This is a genomic window from Henriciella sp. (genome assembly GCF_049649345.1).
Classification (GTDB): Bacteria; Pseudomonadota; Alphaproteobacteria; order Caulobacterales; family Hyphomonadaceae; genus Henriciella.
Window position 1 is genome coordinate 1 of record NZ_JBARZC010000499.1, and the last position, 1,770, is coordinate 1,770.

General features: G+C 63.8%; 2 protein-coding genes. Both read right to left on the bottom strand.

The features are described 5' to 3' along the window. Positions 1 to 1,264: BCD family MFS transporter (locus WA989_RS13885; RefSeq protein WP_424341083.1), on the bottom strand; the 1,264-nt coding region annotated here is incomplete at its 3' end. Next, positions 1,261 to 1,770 (bottom strand): magnesium protoporphyrin IX methyltransferase (gene bchM / locus WA989_RS13890; RefSeq protein WP_424341084.1); only part of this gene is annotated, 510 nt, incomplete at its 5' end. The genes bchM and WA989_RS13885, both read right to left, overlap by 4 nt.

The following is a 1,770-nucleotide window of genomic DNA, read 5'->3' on the forward strand; positions in this document are numbered from 1 at the left end:
AGCCGGCCTGGACCGCCGCTTCGGTTGCATCCTTGATCGCGCCCCCGAAAGCGAGCGCGAGCCCGGCGGCGCTGGCCTGCACAGCGCCCCAGGCGCCGAGCGCAATGCCGCTGTCGCTGGCCTCTGCGAGGTCCATGGCCGAGGTCAGCATGCAGACCGAGAACAGCCCCCCGCCAAGACCGATGAAGAGCGTGCCTGTCTGGAACAGGAGCGCGGTATTCAGGGGCTCGGCGAAGATGACAAGGCAGAAGGCCATGACGCCGATCAGGATCCCGACCGCGCCAAGACGATGCGCTTCGAACCCGCTGACGAGCCCTTTGGCCGCAATTCCAAATCCGAAAATCGTGCCGAGCGCGAAGAGCGCTGTGAGCCGCGTCGTTTCGCTGACACTCATACCGAGCCGCTCTGCGCCATAGGGCTCAAGCAAAATGTCCTGCATGCTGAACGCCATCGCGCCGAGGCCGACGGCGAGCAGCAGCCGCCGGGCGCGCTCGTCGTTCATCAGCGTCTGCCAGGCTTCAGCGAAAGTGGAGGTTTGCGCCGTGCCATCGATGACGGCCGGATTGCGCGCTTCCTGCTTCCACAGGGCGGCGATATTCAGCACCATGACGACAACCGCAGAGCCCTGAATGACGCGGATCAGCGTGATCTGGCTGAACTCGGTCAGCAGCGCGCCATAGACCAGCGCGCTGATCCCCATCCCGACGAGCAGCATCACATAGAGCAGCGCCACGACACGCGGGCGCTTGTCTGGGGGCGCAAGATCAGTGGCAAGTGCAAGGCCGGCCGTCTGGGTCGTATGCAGCCCTGCCCCGACAAGCAGAAAAGCGAGGCCAGCACCGACCTGTCCGATCCAGGCTGGCCCATGCGTGTCACCTGAAAGGATGAGCAGCGAGAAGGGCATGATGGCAAGCCCGCCAAACATCATCAGCGAACCGAACCAGATATAAGGCCCGCGCCGCCAGCCGAAGACCGAGGTATGCGTGTCCGACTTGTGGCCGATCAGCGCGCGTAGCGGCGCAAAGACCAGCGGCAGGGAAATCATCAGCGCCACCATCCAGGCCGGCACCGACAGCTCGACAATCATCACCCGGTTCAGCGTTCCGGCGAGCAGCGTCAGCACGATCCCGACACTGACCTGGAAGAGAGACAGACGCAGAAGGCGGCCGAGCGGCAAGTCATCGCTTGCCACATCGGCGAAAGGCAGGAGCTTGCGGCTCACACCCTTCCACGCATCTGCGAATTTCGGTCTCTCAGTCCTCATCTCGCTGCCTGCATGGCGTGGGAGATGTAGAAGCCGGACTTTACACGCGCCGAATTCAGAATGCGGTGGTCAGACAGGGTCGCGCGGACGTCTTGTTCGCTGTGCGGTTTGATCGCTGGCGACCTGTCACCGCGCGGGAAGAGTTTGCCGACCGTATGCATGACGCTCAGCAGCGGCGTGCTTGGCGCGAAGGTGAACATGCAGGACTGGCTCGAAAGCTCGATCAGCCTGTGAACCGTGGCCTGGAAGTCGGCGAGATCGTAATGGATCACCGAATCCATCGCGACGACATAGTCGAAACCGCCGCCTTCCGGGTTCAGCATGTCGCCAACCGTGAAATGGACCCGGCCTGGCAGCGACAGGGATTTTGCCCGCTCGGCGGCCAGTTCAACCAGGGATGAGGACAGATCGATCGCCATCACATCGGCGCCACGGGCGGCTGCTTCAACAGCCAGCTGGCCGGTCCCGCAGCCTGCATCGAGCACGCGCGCGCCGCGCAGATCGGC